The sequence below is a fragment of the Mesorhizobium sp. LNHC229A00 genome, from assembly GCF_000502415.1.
Lineage (GTDB): Bacteria > Pseudomonadota > Alphaproteobacteria > Rhizobiales > Rhizobiaceae > Mesorhizobium.
On sequence record NZ_AYWQ01000007.1, the window covers coordinates 205,644 to 225,752 of the forward strand.

Here is a 20,109-nt window from a genome sequence, read left to right on the forward strand (position 1 = left end):
GCGGCCCTAATATGCATCCGCCGATTGCCGCAGCGCCTCGATCTCGGCCATCTGGATGCCCATTTCGACAAACGCCGAAAGAACGGCAAACCGGTCCGCGAGAGCGACACGGGCCAGTCCGGCCAGAATCCCGGCATTGACCGCATGTGCAGCAGGAAATGGTTGCAAGGCCGGTGCCATCATCGTGGCCGTGGCCGAACCATCGTCTGGCCATACCGCAGCCAGCGCAATCCAGCCGACCGGCGATGGGGTCGCAGCAGCTGTGCTTAGGACTGCCCGATGGCGGGGATTGTCCGGCTCACCAACCCAGTCGCGAACATGCGCAAGCAGTTCTTGATCGGTTCCATCGAACAGGTCGGTCAGATGGCTGAGGCATTCATGGGCCCACCAGACCCCGGCCCGCTCGGGAAGCAGGTAGGCACAGAAGGTAATCGCTTCCTCGGGAACGCGCCCAGCGAGGAGGACGCGGCAAAACGCGATCGAGTTTTGTTCGGTTGGAAGGGTTCCCATGTCCCGGGCAATAGCGGGACAAGCCGTGAAAAGATCCCGTGCCGTTTTGAATCGGAGCCCATTGGCCATGACCGCCACGCTTTCATCGAGAAGCTCAGGCCACTCAAGCCTCGGGCGCGGCGCGGGTCAAGTCTCAACCGGTGACGCGGCAACAACGGGCGGCACTATCGTGCCCCAGCGTTTATCGACAGACAACTGCCTTGGAATTTGGTATGACAATGTCATTGGAATTGGATGCTCAAAAGGGAGTAGCCGCTATGCAGTGGGGCAGTTCAGCCTTTGTGTTGGCGGTCGTGTTTTTCTCGACCCACGCTTCCGCCGACCCCGTTCAGAAATCAGAAGACATCGTGAAGTTTTTTGCCGGCGCGGCCGATCTCGGCAAGTCGCGAGGAATTTGTGTCGGCACCGAGGAGGAGTGCAAGAGCAAGACCAAGGCAAATGACGCGCCGGGAGAAAAATCAAGCCTCGATATGCTGATCAATTTCGGTCTGGATTCGGCTGCACTCGACACCACCGCACGCGCTGAACTCGACGAGTTCGCCAAGGCGCTGAAGGACAGCCGGCTGAGCACATTCAGCTTCGTCGTGGAAGGCTACACCGACGCCACCGGCACGGTGCATTACAACGAAGGCCTGTCGCAACGGCGAGCGCAATCGGTGGCAGCCTTCCTGACGGCCAGCGGCGTAGAGGCTTCCCGCATCAACGCGATCGGCATGGGCGAAAAGAATCCGCGCAGCCCCAACCCGTACGATCCGCTTAACCGCCGCGTGGAAATGCGGATAAAGACGCAGTAGCGCGGGGCTCTCACTGCTTGAGTACGCTACCCACGGCCACACCGGCGCCGAAGATTAGCGCCTTGGCGAGGAAGCTGTTGTCGTCGCGCGGCGGCGGTCGATCATCCTGCTGCACTATGATCTCGCGGTCGCGCCACTTGTGGGCGATCTGCCGCTGTTTGCCGGGTTTCAGTGCCACCGGCCCCAGCGAGCGGACCTTCTGCACCACCTGCTGTTTTGGCTGCGCCGCCCGGGCTTGATCGGCAGCATATCTGGCACGCACGGCCTCCATCATCGGATCTGTCTGGATCACGAGGAACGCCAACTGCTCGCGCGTCAGATAGGTGGTTTGCGGCAGACCGCTCTTGGCTTGCCAGATACCGATCGCCTGACGGGTCTGGGAGCCTCGCCGTCGAAGGCGATGGCGCCCGGATCCGTAGCATAGGCAATCAGCAGGCCGCCCGTACCGACGCCGTCCGATTTTGCTTCGACCGGCGCCAGGCCGGCGCCTAGTGAGGTGGAGCGGCTTTTCGGCAGCGAGGCCGCCAGCGTCCTTGCCAGCGGATTGTCGCGGCAGGCATCGAGGATGATGACGCCAATCGCCGGGTCGGGCGGTAACGCAGCCATGAAATCGTCGATCTGGATGGTCCGGGTCTTGAGATAGGCCGGCGACGTCAAATCGGCGTCGATCGGTATCAGGTAGTTCTTGCCGTCGACCTGCATGCCATGACCAGCATAGAAAATGACCGCGAGGTCCGCATCGTAGGCTTGCTCGGTAAACCGGCTGATGAGGCTGTGCATTCCAGCATTGTCCTGGTCGACCCCTTCGATCACCTCGAACCCGGCATTGTGCAGCGTCGATGCGATGAGGTGGGCACCGTTGGCGGGATTGGGCAGGCAACCGCATTGATATATTTGCTGTTGCCGATCACCAGCGCGACGCGCTTGGCGTCAGGCGCGGCGGCCTCGGCGCCGAAGGCGGCAAGGAAGAACAGGATAATCCCGCTCAGAAAAACCGCGAACGCTTTCATGGACCAGCCCTCTATCCGCCAGGGTGCAGTGTTGATGTCTGCGCAGCTAGAGCATAATCTGACCTGATGGAATCGCGAGGGATTCCCATCGGGGAGAATATCTGATTCATCATGTCGGCTGGGTATGGAGGCCAGCAGGCATGGTTAGAGCCATATCGGAAGATCGGAAGAGCGTCGTGNCCTTTGCTCGGGACGACAACATCCCAACTATGGCGCAATGCTACGCCGGGAGCAGGAGCCATCCACACCATCAATCGAGAATGCCTTCTCCAAGCTGAAGTCGATCCTCAGGAAAGCCGCCGCACGCAACATCCCCGAGCCTTGGGACGCAATCCGCGACGCCTTGCCACGCTTCACCGCCGAGGAGTGCTCAAACTACTTCTGCGCCGCAGGATACGAGCCTGAGTGATCAGATTCTGCTCTAGGTTTCGTCAGCGACTGCGTCGCCTGTGCCAAAATTAGCTCCTGAGCGTATGTGATCTTGACCGCGGTTTTGGTTCACAAAAGTCCCCAAAAAAGCTGGCATAGGCAACACCAAAAGTGGCTGACAGACTGATGTCGTGACGGGCAGGTTCAAAGCGTGGTCTGAATCGAGCTGATGAGGGCGGTGACGGCCTGCTTGTATTTCTGGAACTCCGCCGATGTCTGACGGATCTCCGTGGTCGCTGGTGGCGGGGTGGCGTCGGTGGCCACACGGCTCAGCTTCTGGCCCATCTTCCTTTCGGCCCAGTCCACCACATAACTGGCTGTCTTGCCGGTGAGAAACGGGTTGGCCTGGATGACGGCCGACCCCAGCACGGCGCTTAGTTGCGCCGAACCCGACGCCGACAGCACCTGATGCGCGCCTTCCATGCCCAGGAAATGGCAGAGATAGAGCCGGCCGGCAGTGATCTGGTGACCGCGCGCCCGCAGATAGGCTTCGCCTTCGCGCGCCAGATTGCGCACCATCTCACGCGAGATCGTGGCGTCGTAGCGCAAAGCCAAGAGGTCGGCGGTCGACAGTGTGCGCGCAAGCTCCGGACGGTAGGTATTCATCATCCGGATCCAGGTCTTGGTTATGAACTGGCCAGCGCCGGTCGCTGAAGAATTCGGGTTCTTGGCGCGGGCGCTGCCGCCACTTTCGACATGAACGATACGCTCAGTCAGCGTTTCGACGGCAACATCGCCGGAATCGCCAGAATTGCCAGTATCATAGGTGGCGACCGTGGTGACCGTCCCCAGCGGATCGATCGCCTCGCCGTTCTGGTAGAGTTCGAAATGCAGGTGTGGGCCGGTCGAAAGCCCGGTGGTGCCGATATAACCAATGACGTCGCCGGCCCTCACCTTGGTGCCGACGCCGCTCGCGATGGAGAATTTTTGCATATGCGCGTAGCGCGTCTCGCGCCCGTTCGCATGCGAAATCTTCACCAGATTGCCATAGCTGCCGCCATCGCCTTGGAAGCTGATCTCGCCGTCGAAGGCCGCCATGATCGGCGTGCCGACAGGGGCTGCCCAGTCGACACCCTTGTGGATACGAACGACGCCGAGGATCGGGTGCTTGCGTGGGCCGAAGGTCGAGGTCATGACCCCGTTCACCGGCGTGACCATGCCGTTGGCGACAGTCAGCGAACGCACCTCGTCATTGCCGGTGACGCAGGCGAACTGGCCGTCGCTCTGCTGGAAGACGAAACAGTCGATGGTCTTCTCACCGCCCTGGACGCCAACATAAAGGACCCGCCCGGCCGTCTCGTCCTTGCCGCGCGGCGTCTGCGAGTAGATCAGCACCAGGCGCTGGTCCTCGCTGGCGAAAGCGTCGAGGTCCTGTCCTCGCGATAGGTACATGATCGCCTCGCCGATGACGCCGGTTGGAACCTTGTTGCGCGCAGCCGTCGAATAGATCGCGTCGAGCAGGCGGTATTGCCGCTTGGGCCCGCCTTGATCGGTGCCGGAATAGTTGAACAGGTCCTCGCGAACCCAGGGATCGACACCCGACACGAACGCGCCCGCGGCGTTGCGCGTCAGCGTGCCGACAAAGACGTTCTTGGCGTAGATCGACACCTGCATGAGCGACATCGTCGTCGTCTCGCGGTTCGGCCGGAATCCGCGCATGGCAATGACATAACCCGGTTCCAGACCGTCCCGGTTGAAGAGCGTCTTCAGCGCTTCACCGGCCAGCTTGGCGTCGTCGGCGGAGAAATGCGCGTCGACGGCGACGCTGTCCAGGCTGCGGTCGTTGAGGATCTTCACGAATGTGTCTTCGGTCGCCTCGAAGCGCTGGTACTCGCTGGTCTCGGTCGTGACGGTCGTATTGTTCTCTATCTGGGTCTTCTTGAAGGCGGGCAGCGCTGCCTCGCCCTGATCGATGGTCTCTCCCCATCCTGCCTCCGGGTCGTCGGCATCCGGCTTGGGCATCGAGCCGGCCGGGGCTTCGCTCGCATCGGGTGCCGCCAGGTCATTATCCAGGTCGCCCTGCTGGTCGTCCGGTGCCGCCGCCGGGGCAGGCGGAGCGGTCTGGTCAGTGGGTGCGGCGGCCGCCGGAGATGTCGGAGCGGTGCGCCGCTGTGCCTGAAAGAACGCGAAGTCCTCCTGCGTCGACGGGATCGTCGTCATGAACTTTTCGCTGGCACTCAGCATCACGTCGGAGCGGATCTCGATCTGCGGCGAGGCGCCGGAACTGTCGAGCTCGGCCGGGCGCACTACTGCATGGCCCTTGCTTGCCGTGTCGGCATCGGGCGCAAGCGTGATCCACATCGGGTCTCCCGCCAGATCGATAATGGCCGGCACATAGACGGATGCATCGGCCGGCACGTCGTCCGCGCCTTCGACCGCGTGCAACTCCTCGTCTTCGTCGCCGAACGACCAATAGTCCGCCGTGAGGTAGAAACCGGCGGCGATCGAAAGCAGGACAATTACAGCGAAACCGGCAATGAGCCTGCGCCAAAGCGTGCGCCTGCGCAGCGCGGCGCGCGCCTGCTTTTTCTCTCTGAAGCTGGTGTCGATACTGTGCGTCACGGATTGCTTCCGGTCAGAAAGAAGGTCCACCGCACCTGTTCAAGCGTATCGACTTCGAGAAATTGCGCCGCGATATGGCCGCGCTGCCAGCATTCGTCGATGCCGCGGATCGAAAAACGCCGCCGCTCGATGCACATCTCGGTCGACCCGGTGAGGATCGCATGGCCAAAGACGTCCGTCGCGTAGATGTAGATGTAGCGGTTTGTCAGTTCCTCGCGGATGACGTTCACGCATTGATTTGCGCCAATAGTCCACCAGCCGTCGGTCTGGTCGGCATTGTCGACCTTCTGGCCGACGGTGAGATTGACGACATCGAGTGTCTGGTTGCAGACCGTGAATTCGGCGTGTGCTTCGCTGGACGCCAGCACGGCCAGCAATGCCGCTCCCGCTATGACGGCAAGCTTCATCCGGCCTGTCAGGGCGAGCAGGGCTCGAGCTGGATCGCGCTGCCTTACGGGCAAGCCGGCAGACGAGTGAGGCAAACGCGCGTGGCGGAGTTCCATCGGGCGCTCATGCTATCCGCCGAGCCGAAAGTACTTGGCAGTGGCTGAAAATTGCGATCCGTCGGTTTCGATCTCTTCGAGAATTTTGGGCAGCAGCACCGCAGCCGGCGTCGGCGTCGAGAACGCTGCCGCCTGGATATCCTGTGGCCCCGTGATCACCATGATGATCTGCGGCACGGCCTTCCCGGCGACCTTGTCGGCGGCGCCGAGGCCAATCGGGATGCTGAAGGTAGCCTTGTCGGATTGTGCGACGATGCGGTCGTCGAGATTGAACACCATGCCCTTGTGATCGATCAGCAGCACGCTGGAAATCAGCCCCCCGTGCGTCACTAGCGTGCCGCTGATCGGCGTACCATCGGGCACCGATGTCCGGTCGAGAACAAGCTGCGGCTTGTCGGCCGCGGTCTGCCCCAGAAAGCGCAGAAAGTTAGTGACTTCGCATTGGCTCGGCTCGATGAGGCGGACGCTGATGTCCGGCTCGACATGGAATTTAGCCTGGAAATCACCCAGCATCCGTTCGAATGGCTGGACCGCCGGACCAAAACCTTCGATCGCGGCGGCCTTGTCGGTTGACGACGTCATGTTGGCGTAGAAACAGTCGCCGCCGCCGAAGTCGCGAACCCAGGAGACACGTTGCGCGATGTCGTCGACGACCGGGGGTATCGCCGGTTTGGGCACGTTCAAGGCGACGACGGCCTGGTCCGGCTTTTTGGCCGGCGGTGACGAGGCGTTTTGGCCTTCGGCGTTCGCGGCATCCGCCTGGCTCGCAGAGGGCGTTGGTACGACCGCCTTGGGCACCGCCGGCTGGTTGATCCGCGGCTCGGGCTTTACGGCCTCCACAGTCTTCGGCTGGGTCGGCGGCGGCGTTGAGACCTTCTCGGCTGGCGGGGTCGGAGCTGTCGCCTCAGGTGCCGGAGCCAACGTTTGATTGTTGCTGGCCATCGTATCCGGCTGGGTTGCCGGCGCTGTCTTTTCCGAAGGCTGCGCGTCCGTTGCGGAAGGCTTCAGGGGGGCCTGGGTTTGCGAGGGAGCAATGGGCTTCGCTGGCTCGGGCGCTCGTACCGGCTTTGCATCTGCCTGGCTTTCAGCCGGCGGCGCGCTCCCCTCTGTTTGCGGTTGCGCTTCCATTGCCGGCGGCTTCGGGGGTTCCGAGGCCGGCGAGGGGGCTTCGGCGGGCTTGGCCGGCCGCGGCTTTTGAGCTGCCTCTGCTGCTGGTTGATTTTCGGCCGGCGCTACGTTGGCTTCCGGCTGCTCTGGCGGAACCGGCCTTGCCGGCTGCAGGTCGTTCGCGACTTTGTCCGCCGCGATAGGCTTTGACGTTTCCGCTGCAGGATTTGGTGGTTCGGGTGAAGGCGATGTCTTGCCGGCGGACGGCGTCGCCGGCGTCATGAAGCCGCTCAGATAAAGGCCCGCACCTGAGGCGACAGTCAACGCCGCCAAGACAGCGATCGCGATGGTTCGGGCCTTCATGGATTTTCCAGGTAGATCCGCCGCGACGCGCGCACGCGACGGCTGGGCGACCGGCGAAGGCTGCGGTTCGGACAAATGCGCGGGCCGGACATGCGGGACGAAGCGTTGCTCGCCCGGGCCCGTTGCCACAGGCGCGCTCTGTCCGGCGACATTGAATGGCTGGGGCTGTGCCCGGGGATCAGGAACAAGGGTATGTCCCGCCGCTGGCAAAGCCGGCCGGTCGCGAGGTATCCTGGATGGCGGCGGCGTTGTTGCTTCGTCTTCGTCGCGCGTCATCCTGGCGATATCAGCCATGCTGACCGGCCGGTCTTGCGGATCCGGCTGCAGCATGGCTTCGACAGTGTCGCGAAAATCGTCGTCGATGTCTGAGAGATCAGGAACGGTGCGGCGCTTTTCGATGATCTCGTACTGCGATCCGCTCATGTCGATCGGCTTTCCGCGCAGAGCGGCAGCCAGCACCAGCCCAAGGCTGTAGATGTCGGACTGTTCACTGACGTCGCCGCTGTACAGCCCCAGCTGTTCGGGCGAAACATAGTTGTATTTTCCGGCGAACTTTCCGCCGATCAGCGTCTCCCCGCCTACGGTCGCAGATCGCGCTATACCGAAATCGATGATCTTTGCGCGGTCGACCCGGCCCCCCGGAAGGATAATATTGTCGGGCGAGAGGTCGCGATGGATTGCTCCCGCTTGATGCACGGCGCTCAGGCCGGATGCGAGGCGATGGCAGAGCTTGCGCACCTCTTCCGTCGGCATCGGCCCACGCCGCATGATGTCGTACAGCGACTCGCCGTCAACGAATTCCATGGCAAGGTAGGGACGGCCGATTCCGGGATCGATGGTGAAGACGTGGTATCGCACCACCGCGTCATGCGACAAATGGTTGAGGATCGAGGCCTCCTTGCGGAACAAGGACAAGATCGTCTGGTCACGGGCAAACTCGGGCAGGACGATCTTGATCGCGACATGGTCGCCGGTCTGGATGTTGTGGCCGCGATAGACCTCGCCCATGCCGCCGAATGCGATCCGCTCGTCAAGTTCGTAGATGCCGCTGAGCTGCGTACCGACGGCGGTGTTGGCCACCTGCGGCGATATTCGCGTCTTGTCATCGGCGCTCATCAGCCTCGGCCCTCCGCTCTGGACAGATCAGGGTGGATGATTGTCCATTGCGCCCGTTTCCGATCTTTACCAGCACAATGGTGACATTGTCCGTTCCGCCTCGCGCCAGAACCGTTTCCAGCAGGTTTTCTCCGGCCGCCTGAGGTGTTGCCGACACCACAGCGGCCTCGATCTCGGCGTCGGTGACATGTGCCGTCAGCCCATCGGTGGCCAGCACGAAAATGTCTCCCGGCTTCAGTTCGCCCTGCTGGAAATCGATGACGAAGTCGTCACTGACGCCGACCGCATGCGTGATGACATTGCGGCGTGGCCAGGTGAGCGCCTCGGCCGCGCTGATCATGCCTCGATCCAAGAGTTCCTGCACTTCGGTGTGGTCCTTCGAAATCTGTGAGATCGCGGCGTTGCGGATCAGATAAACCCGGCTGTCGCCCGCCCACAGGCAGGCAAACCGTCCGTCCATCGCCAGCAGGGCGGCGACCGTCGAGCCGATGGTTATGCCGCGCGATTCCGATATGCTGCGGATTTCGGCATTTGCCCGGCTCAGCCTGTCCTCGAAACGCGCCCGAAGGTCCGGAGCCGAGCTTGCGATGCCGATCGTGGCTAGATGGTCGACAATGCTGGCTGAGGCGACCTCTCCGGCCTCATGCCCTCCCATTCCGTCGGCCACCACCCAAAGGCCGGTACGTGGCTCAAGCAGATAGCTGTCCTCATTGTGCTCGCGCACACAGCCTTTGTGGCTCACGCCGAAACTCTCAAAGGGAAGGGCGACATCGCTCAACTTGCCACCAAGCGCTTCTTAGGCGTCCTCTGCGGCGCGCTCCCAGGCACTCGCTCGCGCCACTTTGCCACAGGCTCGGCCATTAGAGTATCGAAATTAAGGTCTGGGCGCCCGCGGCTCATAAAGGGTGTCACCGCGCTGAAGAGTTCGAAGCCCATCTCAAAATGCCTTCGGACAGCTGAATCCGGAAAGTGCGGCAAGCAAGAAGGGGTTGGGGCCGGAACCAGTCTGGATCGTATAGGCGACGTCCCGGCCGCCGATTACGAAGCGTGCTTCGACATTGCTGTCGTTGCCGGTGACGGTTGCCTTGTCCAGCAGCCGCTTCAGCGCCCACGGCCCCTCGAACTTGATGGCGGATTCGCGGCCCGGCATTTCCGGCGTCAGGCTCAAGCTGGCGGACCCTGAGGCCGTGCCGCTCGGCCAGGTCACGGTGCTTGGGGCGTTGCCCGCTTGGCTGCTCTGGACGGTCTGACCATCGACGTCGAGCACTGCCGCATCGGCATCGCCATGCAGTGAGAACGGCGTGAAGGTGATGCTGATCGCGGGCGCCGAACCGCCCTGGGGAAAGAACGCGCTGCGGATTTCGGCCGCCTGCTGGAAGCTTTTCAGCGTCGATTTCGACAGGTCGCGGCCGAAGCGCGCATCCTGCTTCCAGCTCCAGTCCTGACTGCTCATGTCGATCAGCGATGCGAGATTTTGCGCGAAGAACCGGTCCATCAGCCCGCCCGGAGCGAACAATTTCGCGAAATCCGCCATCGCCATGTCCTCGGCGCCATTACCGGAGAACGGATAGCGGCCGTTGACGACGGCCTCGCACGGAGCCGTGACCGTCTGGTCGAGCATCTGGTTCAAATTGGCCACCGACGTCTCGGCGACGTTGCCTTCGAACTCGTCCGCCGTCGCATTGACCATTCTGGCGAGTGGTTTGGGCAGTCGCGAGGAATTGGCACGAAGGGTGGCGATCTGCAGCTGCAGATTGGCGTTGACGCGTTCCGTCTGCGAAGGCACGTCGGCAGCCAGTTGCAGGCTCTGGTAGATGTCGCGGAAATTCTGGGTCAAGGCATCGATCGGGCGGCGTCCGGCAGGGCCGCTCACCAGGGCCTGGAACGACCTGAACTGCGCTTCGATGTTGGCCCCGGGGCTCTGGTTTTGCGCTGCTGCCGATCCCGTGCCGGCACGGCTTTGCGATTTTCCGGTGGTGATTTGTATGCCGATGCGAGCCAGACCCTTGGCCATCCTTGCTGCGTCTGGAGACTGGCCCTGAACCGTGCCTCCTTCAACCCCGGTGCTCGTGTCTTGTCCGGAAGCAGCGTCGCGCGTCAGCGCTGTTTCGTCGGCGATCGCCGTAAACAGCTGTTCGATCGGCGAGGTGGGCGAGGCGACGGCGGAAAGCACGACATAGTGCGGCTTGTCCTTCAGCATCGCTTTGAATTTCAACCCGTCGAGAACGCTGTTCCACGCTAGCGCGAACTCCTTGCCGTAACGATCGAGAAGTTCGGGGCCGAGCTTGAGCAACTCCTGATCGATGCCGCCTTGCTCACCGCCGCCGCCAAGCACCCATTGGTCGTCGACGAGCATCTGCGCAATGTGTGAGAGCTGTCCGAGATAAAAATGGTTGAAGCCGTTCCAGCTATAGAGGCCGGGAACACGCAGGCCCGACAGATCGCCGCCATCGACACGCTCGAACAGCAGCCGCGCTTCCGGGCCGCCTTTGACGGAAACGGAAAAATCATCCAGCGCTGCCGAATAAACCGCGGACTTGATCAATGCGGAGGCGCGGTCGGTAAGGCTCATGCGCCCGAGCGAGCGCTGAGCGGCTTCGATGAGCGGCTGGTTGAGTTCGAAAACCGGATCATAGGCGTCGTCAAGAGCAAGCATGGCCCGCAAATGCTTTTCGAGCTGCTCGCGTCCTTCTCGGTTGTTTTCGCCTGGATAGCGGTTTTGTTCCCAATCCTGCTTCATCCACGAAACGATCAACGCGTCGTCGACCTTCGGTGCCTTGCCGCCAAGCATCAGATAGATTTTCAACGGCTCGTAGAGCGCGGCGGGATCGGCCATCTTGGCTTGGATCGTCCGCTCGGCCTGGATCAGCAGGCGTGATCGCAACATGCGTTCCAGGGCCTGCCGGTAGGCTGTCTTCGATGCCGAAAGCAGTCGCTCCCGCTGGCTGAGGCCGAGTGTCTCCTCGATCGGTGTCGGCGCGTCGCCAGTTTCGAACCCGGCCGGAAGATTGCGCAGCTGATCGAGCGGGCCAATGACGTTTTCGAGATCGACATCGGTCACCTCCGTGCTTTTGAGCAGTGTGTCCGCCGTCGTACGATACTGGCCCATGGCCTGCGTGGTGGAGGCGATCAGCGACCGGTTGGCGGTGAAGCTCAGGGCGAGCGTTCCGAGAGCCGCCGCGGCGATCAACGCGATGACGCCAAGTCCGGCAAACCGGGCGATCGCCACACGCCTTACCGCCAATTTGTCGTACGAAACCCATCCGGATTCGGCAAAAATGACGCCCGTCAGCAGATCATGCAAAAAGAAGCTTTTGCCGCTTCCCGACAGATGGGCGCGGGAATTGCTGCCGAAGCTCCGGCCGATCGCACCCAACACCTGATCGATGGGCGTTCCCTCTTGGGTGCCTGACGAGAAATAGAGCCCACGCAGGCTGGCATTCACCTGGCTGCGGGTCGGATCGAACAGGCTGTCGATAAAACTCGCAATTCGGCCCTTCAGCGCGCCAAACTGCGCCGGAAAGCCAAAGACCGATATGCGCGCGACTGGATCAGCCTCTTCCTGAAGGCGGTCGGGCATCTCATCGACCAAGCGTTTTGCCAGCGCATCGAATTCGGCCGGGGTCTCGGCGGCCATGTTCTTTGTGCGATCGGCGGTCTGGAATGTCGCGCCCCAGACCTTGCGCCGGCGTGGCTCGTCGAAACCGCCGAAATAGTCCATGAACCCGGCAACAAGATCAGCCTTGGTGAAAAGCAGATACACCGGAAACTGGATTTTCAGCGTCTCATGGATTTCCCGCAGACGGCTGCGTATCTCGACGACGTGGGCGTCAAGCTGCTGGTCGTCGAGGCCAATGAGATCGGCAAGGCTGATCGCCAAGATGACGCCGTTTATCGGTTGGCGTGTGCGGTATTTCTTCAGCAGCGACAGGAAGGCGAGCCAGCTTTTGCTGTCGCTCTTGGCATTGGAATCCTGCGTCGTGTAGCGTCCGGCGGTGTCGATCAGCACGGCCCGGTCGGTAAACCACCAGTCGCAGGTGCGTGTTCCGCCAACGCCAGCGACCGGCTGGGTGTCACCCGAACCGGCCAGCGGAAAATTCAGGCCCGAATTGACCAGTGCCGTTGTCTTGCCTGCGCCGGGCGGACCGATGATGATGTACCAAGGGATTTCATGGAGGAAGTTGCGCTTGCCGCTCGACCGTTTGAGCGCGGTGATCGCCTCGTTCATCCGCGTCTCGAGCAACCGCGAATCGTCATCCCTGTCGTCGTTGCGGGCAACGGCCGTCTCCAGCGCCTTTTGCGCCTTGCGCATCCGCCAGAAACGCAATCCATAGAAGAGCGCCAGGGCCGCGACGATCACGCCGATGATTGTCGCGCGCAGCCACGCAGGCCCGAGAGGACGGCTGTCGGCGAAGCGGACCAAAGGTCCGGCAAACCACACTGCCGCCGAAAAACCGGCCAGCGCGATCATGCTGAATATCCGCGGCAGCCAACGCGTCATCGGCGCTTCCAACCGACCTTGCTCACAATGTTTCCTCCTTGGCGATCATCACATCGACACGGCGGTTCCTGGCGCGGCCTTCCGGCGTCGCATTGTCGGCGATCGGCTCGTCCTCGCCCTTGCCGTCGACGGTCAGTCGCGAGGGATCGCGGAATTTCGGAGCCATCATCGTTTCGACGGCCTTCGCCCTTGCGACGGACAGGTCGAAGTTGGACTTGAACGGGCTCGATTTTCGCGGCTTCACGTTGTCCGTATGGCCGACGATCCTGATCGGTCCGCGCTCGGGTTCCAGGGCGGCTGCGATATCAGCGGCTATGGGCTGGAACTCTGGTTTCGCATCGGCCCGGCCGGACTGGAACAGCACGAGATTGTTGATTTCAAGGACGATGAAGTTGCCCTTCGTGCCGACGGTCAGCCCGCCGGCTTCGACGTCCTTGGCCAGTGCCGAGCGGATGCGGTCGATCTGCGTGGTTGTGGCTGCGGGAGGGGTGACCTTCACCGATTCCTCCAACGGCGCCACGCTGGCGCGCTCGATGGCGATCGGAGTCGATGGGTTGAGGGCCAGCAACTCGCCAGCGGTGGCATCGCCCTCATTGGTGATGAAGACCCGTAACGTGAAGAACGCCGCCGTCAGCAGTGCCGACGCCGCTGCCGCGACGGCCCAGAGCGGCAGGCGTGTCGAAGACTGCGTCATCGTCGCCGCCAAGCCCTGCCAGCGGGGCGAAATGTCCTCGTCGGCGCGAGGTTTGAAATAGCGAAGCGTTTCGTAGACGTCGCGCCGAACGCGTTCGAGATTGGTGTCTTCGCGCGTCAGGCCTCGATATTGGCCCTCATACCCCAGCGACAGGCAAACATACATCAATTCGAGCAGATCGTAGTGCGCCTCCGGGCTGGCCAGGATCTTGTTCAGCACTTCGAAAAAGCCCGTGCCGTTGGGCTCGACGTGGAAGAACTGCGACAACATGCTGTGCTGCACCCAGGCGTCTTTGGTTGGCCAGGGCAAGTTACCGATGAGATCGTCGGCTGTTTCGCAGAGGACAAATTTCGCAATCCGCGCATCCTCTTCGGCAACACCTGCTCTCTCCAGTGCCCTGTCAAACGTGTCGATCGCCTCAGTGACATGTTCGGCCAGCGGCCTCGCCTGTCTCTCGACAGGGACAAGCCTGAACTGGCCGAACAGCATCAGCAACGGTGCGGCCGCGGCAAGGATCGGGTTTGCCGCGGAATATCGGACACTGTCGGTGACATTGAGCAGAACCTCCTGCCGCACAGCCGACGTCGGCGCCGCCGCGGGAGTTCCCTGATAAAGCATGGTCCCGGATGTCCAACCCGGCGGTGTATGCCGGCCGACGCCGGGATCGAACACGGTCGATTCCTTGATCGGCGAGGGTTGCCCACCATCCGTGACGGGCTCCTCGGAGACGGGCGCCGGCTTTCGCTCACGCCGTGGCGTGGCGCGAATGACGGTCTTGCCCGCCGGGCCGAAAGGATCGTCCTTCGAGCTCATCGTCGGTCGTCCGTCCGCGCGTGGCGCCCGCGATCTCGCCGGACAGGCGCAGAGCGGTTCGCGGTCAGGTAAAGCAGGGGCAGGCCCTGCCGGTCAGGGCAGTGTCTTGAAGACGGTCGGCTACTCGTTACTATCCCGCCGTAAGATGACATTTGCCCCAGACCCCCAGGTCGATCAGCCTTACCCGCTTGGCCAATTGTCGTATGCGATCGTAATCCCGGAAACTCTTGATTGGAACTGGATACCGCGCGCCGAAGAGGTATCTTCGTCGGCTGCAACGCTTCCCCGAAGCGCCTATTTCTGCTTGTCGGCCTTGGCATAGGCTTCGCTGAAATAGGCCAGGAATATATCCAGCATGCCGTTCTCGTGGGCTTCCTCCATGGTTCGCCAGGTCGCGACAAAAGCATCCCAGGCCTGGCTTTTTTTCGACGAGAACGACGTCGGCGCAAGCTTTCTTCCGATCGCTTCGGGAGACAGGTCGTCAAGCAGCCGCGACAGCGCCGCCTGCATGGCGGCATAGGTGGCGAATTCGTGCGTCTTGAGATCGCGGAAGGCATCTTCGATGCTGCGCCTGGCATCGAGATAGCCGGCACGGCGCCGTGCGAACATGATTTCGAGGATATCGTCGGTTCCCGGAACGAATTTCAGCGGGTTGTTGTCGGCGGCGCTGATCATCGTTCGCTGCGTGCTCTTGGCCAGCATTTTCGCCGCCGCGCGCGCTTTCAGCAGCAAGGTCAGTTCCTCGACCACCGTGCGCAGCACCGCGCCGATTTCGGCGGCAACTTCATGCGGATCGCGCGATTGAAGCAATTCCGGTGAAATGCCGGCTCCGATCGCGATCTCCCGCAGCACTTCGTCCTTGGTCGAGGGGAGAGGCGCGGGTTGCGACGAGAACGCCGGAGCAGGAACCCGCTGCCCGGACTGTCGCTCCACCGGAGCGAAGAACGGCTCGGCGGCGAGCGGCCGGCCTGTCGCGGCCGGCATTTCTCGCTGAGTCGCGCCGCGACTGGGGTGACCTGTCGCGGCGCGCTCCTCGTCGATCGACACGAAGATGACATAACGGCCGATCAGCATCCGGTCGCCATGGCCCAGTTGATGCGGGCCGGTCATGCGTTGGTTTGATCCGTTGATGTAGGTTCCATTGCGCGAGACATCGTGGAGCCAGAACGCGCCTGCCTCGTATCGAACCTCGCAATGTCGGCCCGAGATGAACTTGTCGGGATCCGGCAAGGTCCAGTCACAAGCCTCGCGTCCGATTTCGAAGCTGCGATCCCGCGCCGCGTAGCCGGTCGAAATGCCAGCTGGCAGCGCGTCGACATTATTGACTTGCAGACTAATGTACATCCAGGATCGCCATCGAACGACTGATCGACACTCCAACATCCTAGCAGCTTGCGCGCAAAACAGGACAGCGGCGTTTCGAGCCGATGCATCGACGGGGCAAGCTCCAATCACTGTCGCCCTCTTGGGTCGGCGGGACAACATGTGGTACGCTCAAAATGGCCTGGTGCGGCGGGTCCGAAAAGTTTCCGGAGAGATACCGGGAACTTCAAATCCACCGTGCCGGCGGCCGCGTCCAGGAGGGGCACGACCCATGCCGAACGAACGTGCCACCGTTGTCCAGACACCGGTTGGCTCTGAACTGTTGACCTTCACCCATCTTGTCGGACGCGATGAGATCAGCCGCTGTTTTGCTTACACGGTCGGGTTCGTGAGCACGGATCACGATATCGATCCGCTGAAGATGCTGGGCGGTATGGTTTCGGTCGAAGGTGAATCCGATCCGAAGCGTTGGTTCAGCGGCCTGGTGTCGGAATTTCGCCTGACCCGCATCGAGGACCGGTTGGCCTACTACGAAACGGTCGTCAGGCCGTGGCTCTGGTTTCTGGGAAATGCGACCGATTGCCGGATATTTCAGAACATGACCGCTGTCGAGATCGTCGAAAAGATCTTCTTGAAATACGGCACGGCGAAGTTCGAGAAGCGGCTGCAAGGGTCGTACCCCTCGCGCGAATACTGCGTGCAGTACGACGAGAGCGATCTGGATTTCGTGCAGCGCCTGCTCGAGCACGAAGGCATCTTCTATTTCTTCGAGCACGACGAGGGCAAGCACACGCTCGTGCTGTGCGACGCGATGAGCAAGCTGAAGCCGGCGCCGGGCTACGAGAAGATACCTTACAATTTCGAGGGACATGCCTCTCGGCGCGATGTCGAATACATCACCGAATGGATTCCGGGCAGTTCGGTGCGGCCGGGGGCCTATGCCCATACCGACTATGATTTCCAGAAGCCCGGCGCCGATCTGATGGCGAAGTCGGCCCAGCCGTTCAGCCACAAGGAAGCTTCCGGCGAGAATTATCGCCAGCCTGGGGCGCATCTTGATGTCGGGCGCGGCGACACCCTGGCCGGTATCCGGCGCGAGGAACTCCAGGCCGTGCACCAGCGCATCACGGCGGTCGGAACCGTGCGCGGCCTCCATTCCGGCTGTACGTTCAAGCTGGAAAGTTTTCCGCGCGATGACCAGAACCAGGAATATCTGGTGGTCAGCGCCGAATACAGGTTGTTCGACCCGGGCTACAGAACCCAGAACGAGGCCCACAGCGAGAATTTCAAACTCGTGCTGGGTGTCGCACCGACTGCCTTGCCCTATCGCGCGCCGCGGATCACGCCGCGGCCGATCATGCGCGGGCCGCAGACGGCGACGGTGGTCGGCCCTTCCGGCGAGGAGATATTCACCGACAAATATGCCCGGGTGAAGGTGCAGTTCCACTGGGACCGCCTGGGCAAGAAGAACGAAAACAGTTCCTGCTTCGTCCGTGTTTCGCAGACCTGGGCCGGCAGCGGCTGGGGCTTCATCCAGATACCGCGCATCGGCCAGGAGGTGATCGTCGACTTCCTCGAAGGCGACCCTGATCTGCCGATAATCACCGGCAGAGTCTACAACGCCTCGCAGATGCCGCCCTACGGCTTGCCCGGCAACGCAACGCAATCGGGCTGGAAATCCAACTCTTCGAAAGGCGGCGGCGGCTACAATGAGCTGATGTTCGAGGACAAGGCCGGCTCCGAACTGGTCAATTTCCAGGCGCAGAAGGACCACCACCTTCTGATCAAGCACGACCGCACCAAGCTCGTCCAGCACGACCAGTCCGACCGCATCGACCACGACGCCAAGCACTCCGTCGGCCACAACCTCGATGAGGACGTCGGCAACAACAAGACGGTCAAGGTCGGCGTCGACCAGACCACGAATATCGGCAACAACGACACCGAGACAGTGGGCAAGAACCGGTCGCTGACGGTGGGGTCGAACGAGACGATAGGCATCGGTTCGAACTCGACGGAGACGATCGGCTCCAACCACTCGCAGACCGTGGGGATTGTCCAGACGGTGACTGTTGGCGCTGCCCGCATCGATACGGTCGGGGCGTCCGAGACACGAAGCGTTGGCGGGCCGCAAACGAACACCATTGGCGCGACACGATCGGTGACCGTAGGCGCAGCGCAGAGCCATGACATCGGTGCGTCCGATAGTTGGAATATAGGTGCGGCGCAGAGTGTGAATGTCGGCGCAGACCAGAGTTTTGCGATTGCCGGGAGCCAGGTTTCTCAGATCGGCAAGGATCGCAACACCAAGATCGCGAGCAACGAAGTCACCGAAATTGGCGCGGCCCATGAGCTCAAGGTCGCAAAAGGCAGCATGGTCCGGGTCGGCGAGGACGCGACCATAAATGTAGGCAAGACGTTTGTGCTCGAGGCCGGCGATTCCATTGCCCTGAAATGCGGTTCCGCGACGATCACGATGAAGAAAGACGGCACGATCACCATCGAGGGTAAAGACATTTCCGTCAAAGGCTCAGGCAAGATCAATATGAAGGCCTCGAGCGACATCACCATGAAGGGCTCGGAAATCAAGCAGAATTGAAGGCAGGCGATGACACGAGTTGTAGAGCGAATCGAAGGCGTTGTGATCGGCATATTCCTGGGTTTCGGGGAGGACGCGCCACTGGTCGTATTTCCTGGAAATCCGCAGGAAACAGCGATCCCGGCGCGTAGCCTGACCGAGCTGACATCGGCCATGATCGGCGCCGAGGTGGCGCTGCTTTTCCAAGAGGGCGATCCGAACCGACCACTCATCGTCGGCCGGATTGTCGAGCCGTCGCGCAAGTCTGCCGGCGCCGCCCAGGTGATACGCGACGGAGAGCGCGTAACCATAACGGGTGACGAGCGCGTGGAGCTTCGCTGTGGCAAGGCGACGATCATCATGGAGAAGGACGGCCGCATCACCATTCGCGGCACCTATGTGACGAGCCATGCCAGCGCCACGAACCGTATCCGGGGCGGGTCGGTGAACCTAAACTGATGCCGAAGGTCGTTCTGCGTGAGATTGTGCGACAGCATGCGGAAATGGCGGCATTTCTCTGGACCGTCTACGACCACCATTTGCTGCACCCTGACGAAAATCCCGATATGGACGAGGAGCGGCTCGCGCGCCTCGTCGAAAGGCTGGACGCTCATCTCGATGGCCTTCGGGTCGCTGGCCGGGTGGGGCAGGAGATTGCCGAACTGCTCTATGCCGAATATCCGGAGGCAGGTGAAATGTTCGTGCTCCGCATGCTGGTGAAGGGCGCGCCGGAGCGGATCGCCGAACTCGACCTCGCCAAGGTGCGGGCGTATCTATCGGAGAACGGGCATTAGCAATAATCGGCTCACCGTCCGGCAATTTGCGGGTATCGGACTGATTCTGCGCTCAACCCGGCCGGGTCACGTCAGCCGAAGGCCTTCGTCATAGACTAGAGTAAGCGTTTTCCACTTACGGCCGTCGAAGCGCCAGGCTGTGTCGATGCCGGCTACATAGAGGAATTCGCCATCGGTGCGCAGGTCCGACGCGATACCGGTGTCCTCGAATGGTTCAAGCGCGCCTCCCACCTCGATGTTGAGGCCAGCTTCGTCGCCCCAGTAGGCCTTGCCCTTGAAATTGCGCACGGCGAGATAGGTCATGTCGGCTGCAGCCTCGATCTGGGTCACTTCCTCATCCGCGATGCGCAGGCAGACACCGTGGTCGCCCGCGACCCTAATCTTGCCGTCCGGCGCAATGTCGATGCCGCGAAACCGATCGTGCCGATGCACATCCAGCTGGCGCCAGCCTGTGCCCACCAGCTGGTGAATGGTGCCCAACTCGCCACAGGCGTAGATGCCATGTTTGGGGTGCCCATGAACATCGAGATACTCGTTGGATCCAAGCGGGGTGAAGGGCTGCCACAGCGAGCCGGCTAGCCGGTAAGCCACGCCGTCCGTGCCAACGGCAATCGGTCCGCCGGAATCTTCGGCCCAGACTTGCCTGAGGCTCTTCTCGCTGACCTTGTCACGCGTCCAGTTGGCATCGGCATTGCGCCAGATCCAGGTGGTGGCTTCCAGCGCGAACAGCTCGCCTGAAGGCGAAGCCGAAAGCGACATCAGCCATTCGGAGGTCACCAGGAAGCCCCGTGCCGTCTTGGGGTTGAAGTCATCGACGATGAAGATCACCGAGACCGTCGTGACATAGTCGGCATCGCTGAGCAGGAACAGAATGGCCGCCTTGCCTCCACCCAGGGGCGCGATCTGAAGGCATTCGATGTCCGTATCGCTGTCGGTGGCAAATCCCTCGAGGTCTTCCTTGTCCATTTTCATCCGCTTCATGCTCCTGAGATGTGGCTGCGGTTCCCCGAGA

16 protein-coding genes and 1 pseudogene are annotated in these 20,109 nt (G+C 61.9%); 5 read left to right on the forward strand and 12 right to left on the reverse strand.

Annotated elements, in window-relative coordinates; genetic code table 11:
• Positions 1-6: 6 nt before the first annotated feature.
• Positions 7-579 (reverse strand): hypothetical protein, encoded by a 573-nt coding sequence (locus X742_RS152645; protein ID WP_031248036.1) that lies wholly within the window; start codon positions 577-579, stop codon positions 7-9.
• 188 nt (positions 580-767) lie between these two features.
• On the opposite strand from X742_RS152645, the gene X742_RS152640 reads away from it, so the two are divergent.
• On the forward strand, positions 768-1,304 hold the full coding sequence (locus X742_RS152640) for an OmpA family protein (RefSeq protein WP_023772844.1): 537 nt from the start codon (positions 768-770) through the stop codon (positions 1,302-1,304).
• A gap of 10 nt (positions 1,305-1,314) precedes the next feature.
• Here X742_RS152640 and X742_RS152635 read toward each other — a convergent pair whose 3' ends face one another.
• Genes X742_RS152635 through X742_RS1000000175755 form a run of 3 tightly spaced genes read right to left on the reverse strand, consistent with a single transcriptional unit; the run spans position 1,315 to position 2,314 of the window.
• Positions 1,315-1,608: a hypothetical protein gene (locus tag X742_RS152635; protein WP_023772845.1), complete on the reverse strand. Its 294-nt coding sequence runs from the start codon at positions 1,606-1,608 to the stop codon at positions 1,315-1,317.
• A gap of 11 nt (positions 1,609-1,619) precedes the next feature.
• Positions 1,620-2,198, reverse strand: a complete 579-nt coding sequence (locus X742_RS1000000175750) for a caspase family protein (protein WP_348524175.1) — start codon at positions 2,196-2,198, stop codon at positions 1,620-1,622.
• Entirely contained in the window at positions 2,114-2,314 is a 201-nt protein-coding gene (locus tag X742_RS1000000175755; protein WP_023772847.1) for a hypothetical protein, read from the reverse strand. The genes X742_RS1000000175750 and X742_RS1000000175755 overlap by 85 nt, the downstream gene beginning before the upstream one ends.
• A 253-nt stretch (positions 2,315-2,567) precedes the next feature.
• Here X742_RS1000000175755 and X742_RS1000000175760 point away from each other — a divergent pair.
• A pseudogene (locus X742_RS1000000175760) lies at positions 2,568-2,723 on the forward strand (IS630 family transposase); the annotation flags it as partial.
• 164 nt (positions 2,724-2,887) lie between these two features.
• On the opposite strand, the gene X742_RS152625 reads toward X742_RS1000000175760, so the two are convergent.
• The 7 genes from X742_RS152625 to tagH all read right to left on the reverse strand — a co-directional run bounded on the left by X742_RS152625 (position 2,888) and on the right by tagH (position 15,746).
• Entirely contained in the window at positions 2,888-5,305 is a 2,418-nt protein-coding gene (locus X742_RS152625) for a M23 family metallopeptidase (RefSeq protein ID WP_023772849.1), read from the reverse strand.
• A complete protein-coding gene (locus tag X742_RS152620; protein WP_023772850.1) occupies positions 5,302-5,712 on the reverse strand; it encodes a DUF1036 domain-containing protein in 411 nt (136 codons plus the stop codon). Before X742_RS152620 ends, X742_RS152625 begins: the two co-directional genes overlap by 4 nt.
• Before the next feature lie 108 nt (positions 5,713-5,820).
• Positions 5,821-8,394 (reverse strand): serine/threonine-protein kinase, encoded by a 2,574-nt coding sequence (locus X742_RS152615; protein WP_023772851.1) that lies wholly within the window; start codon positions 8,392-8,394, stop codon positions 5,821-5,823.
• A complete protein-coding gene (locus tag X742_RS152610; RefSeq protein ID WP_245273969.1) occupies positions 8,381-9,136 on the reverse strand; it encodes a protein phosphatase 2C domain-containing protein in 756 nt (251 codons plus the stop codon). The genes X742_RS152615 and X742_RS152610 overlap by 14 nt, the downstream gene beginning before the upstream one ends.
• Before the next feature lie 195 nt (positions 9,137-9,331).
• A complete protein-coding gene (tssM, locus tag X742_RS152605) occupies positions 9,332-12,895 on the reverse strand; it encodes a type VI secretion system membrane subunit TssM (protein WP_023772854.1) in 3,564 nt (1,187 codons plus the stop codon).
• A gap of 22 nt (positions 12,896-12,917) precedes the next feature.
• Positions 12,918-14,402, reverse strand: a complete 1,485-nt coding sequence (tssL, locus tag X742_RS152600) for a type VI secretion system protein TssL, long form (RefSeq protein ID WP_023772855.1) — start codon at positions 14,400-14,402, stop codon at positions 12,918-12,920.
• Between the two features lie 294 nt (positions 14,403-14,696).
• The gene (tagH, locus tag X742_RS152595) at positions 14,697-15,746 is read right to left on the reverse strand and encodes a type VI secretion system-associated FHA domain protein TagH (protein ID WP_023772856.1); all 1,050 of its coding nucleotides are present in this window, start codon (positions 15,744-15,746) and stop codon (positions 14,697-14,699) included.
• 250 nt (positions 15,747-15,996) lie between these two features.
• On the opposite strand from tagH, the gene tssI reads away from it, so the two are divergent.
• From tssI to X742_RS152580, 3 genes are read left to right on the forward strand one after another with little or no spacing between them, the layout of a single operon-like run.
• Positions 15,997-18,324: a type VI secretion system tip protein TssI/VgrG gene (tssI, locus tag X742_RS152590; RefSeq protein WP_023772857.1), complete on the forward strand. Its 2,328-nt coding sequence runs from the start codon at positions 15,997-15,999 to the stop codon at positions 18,322-18,324.
• Between the two features lie 9 nt (positions 18,325-18,333).
• Positions 18,334-18,762, forward strand: a complete 429-nt coding sequence (locus tag X742_RS152585) for a DUF6484 domain-containing protein (RefSeq protein ID WP_023772858.1) — start codon at positions 18,334-18,336, stop codon at positions 18,760-18,762.
• Entirely contained in the window at positions 18,762-19,097 is a 336-nt protein-coding gene (locus X742_RS152580; protein ID WP_023772859.1) for a hypothetical protein, read from the forward strand. The genes X742_RS152585 and X742_RS152580 overlap by 1 nt, the downstream gene beginning before the upstream one ends.
• Positions 19,098-19,163: 66 nt before the next feature.
• Here X742_RS152580 and X742_RS152575 read toward each other — a convergent pair whose 3' ends face one another.
• Positions 19,164-20,069, reverse strand: a complete 906-nt coding sequence (locus X742_RS152575; RefSeq protein WP_023783688.1) for a hypothetical protein — start codon at positions 20,067-20,069, stop codon at positions 19,164-19,166.
• Between the last annotated feature and the right edge of the window lie 40 nt (positions 20,070-20,109).

Bases quoted from the DNA above. Each gene is read 5' to 3' on its own strand.
- X742_RS152645 (WP_031248036.1), bottom strand. From the start codon at position 579: ATGGCCAATGGGCTCCGATTCAAAACGGCACGGGATCTTTTCACGGCT.
- X742_RS152640 (WP_023772844.1), top strand. From the start codon at position 768: ATGCAGTGGGGCAGTTCAGCCTTTGTGTTGGCGGTCGTGTTTTTCTCG.
- X742_RS1000000175755 (WP_023772847.1), bottom strand. From the start codon at position 2,314: ATGAAAGCGTTCGCGGTTTTTCTGAGCGGGATTATCCTGTTCTTCCTT.
- X742_RS152620 (WP_023772850.1), bottom strand. From the start codon at position 5,712: ATGAAGCTTGCCGTCATAGCGGGAGCGGCATTGCTGGCCGTGCTGGCG.
- X742_RS152615 (WP_023772851.1), bottom strand. From the start codon at position 8,394: ATGAGCGCCGATGACAAGACGCGAATATCGCCGCAGGTGGCCAACACC.
- tssM (WP_023772854.1), bottom strand. From the start codon at position 12,895: ATGACGCGTTGGCTGCCGCGGATATTCAGCATGATCGCGCTGGCCGGT.
- tssL (WP_023772855.1), bottom strand. From the start codon at position 14,402: ATGAGCTCGAAGGACGATCCTTTCGGCCCGGCGGGCAAGACCGTCATT.
- tagH (WP_023772856.1), bottom strand. From the start codon at position 15,746: ATGTACATTAGTCTGCAAGTCAATAATGTCGACGCGCTGCCAGCTGGC.
- tssI (WP_023772857.1), top strand. From the start codon at position 15,997: ATGCCGAACGAACGTGCCACCGTTGTCCAGACACCGGTTGGCTCTGAA.
- X742_RS152585 (WP_023772858.1), top strand. From the start codon at position 18,334: ATGACACGAGTTGTAGAGCGAATCGAAGGCGTTGTGATCGGCATATTC.
- X742_RS152580 (WP_023772859.1), top strand. From the start codon at position 18,762: ATGCCGAAGGTCGTTCTGCGTGAGATTGTGCGACAGCATGCGGAAATG.
- X742_RS152575 (WP_023783688.1), bottom strand. From the start codon at position 20,069: ATGAAAATGGACAAGGAAGACCTCGAGGGATTTGCCACCGACAGCGAT.